A 268-nucleotide genomic window follows, 5' to 3' on the forward strand; every position below is an offset into this window, starting at 1 on the left:
CTCTGAAATCACTCATATAGAGTGATTTCAGAGCTTCAGAGAGAACGTTTCAATTATTGACACAGGTTACAGGTAGAGCTGGTAGAAGCAGTCTAAAGGGAACAGCCATAATTCAGTCCTATACTCCAGAACACTATAGCATAACGAAATCCAAGGAACAAGATTATATAGGATTCTATGAAGCTGAGATTAAGTATAGACAAGTCATGAATTATCCGCCATTTTCAAATTTATTAATATTGTTGATTCAATCGACTAATGAAAAAGA

At 34.7% G+C, this 268-nt stretch carries 1 protein-coding gene; it reads left to right on the top strand.

Annotation, left to right across the window (positions count from 1 at the left end):
• Nucleotides 1-56 precede the first annotated feature (56 nt).
• On the top strand, nt 57-268 hold a 212-nt coding region (locus ACX6CF_RS26285; protein WP_458788344.1), incomplete at its 3' end, for a hypothetical protein.

Source organism: Vallitalea sediminicola (assembly GCF_054408565.1).